This is a genomic window from Shigella sp. FC1967 (assembly GCF_001743005.1).
Classification (GTDB): domain Bacteria; phylum Pseudomonadota; class Gammaproteobacteria; order Enterobacterales; family Enterobacteriaceae; genus Proteus.
Window position 1 is genome coordinate 1 of the sequence record NZ_MIIZ01001299.1, and the last position, 412, is coordinate 412.

The window sequence follows — 412 nt, forward strand, 5'->3', positions numbered from 1 at the left end:
ATGCTTAGCCAACCTTCGTGCTCCTCCGTTACTCTTTAGGAGGAGACCGCCCCAGTCAAACTACCCACCAGACACGGTCCCCGATCCAGATTATGGACCCTAGGTTAGAACATCAAACGTTAAAGGGTGGTATTTCAAGGTTGACTCCATGCAGACTGGCGTCCACACTTCATAGTCTCCCACCTATCCTACACATCAAGGCTCAATGTTCAGTGTCAAGCTATAGTAAAGGTTCACGGGGTCTTTCCGTCTTGCCGCGGGTACACTGCATCTTCACAGCGAGTTCAATTTCACTGAGTCTCGGGTGGAGACAGCCTGGCCATCATTACGCCATTCGTGCAGGTCGGAACTTACCCGACAAGGAATTTCGCTACCTTAGGACCGTTATAGTTACGGCCGCCGTTTACTGGGG

At 51.5% G+C, this 412-nt stretch carries 1 rRNA gene; it reads right to left on the bottom strand.

Annotation, left to right across the window (positions count from 1 at the left end):
- A 23S ribosomal RNA gene (locus BHE89_RS21455) occupies window positions 1–412 on the bottom strand; the annotation flags it as partial.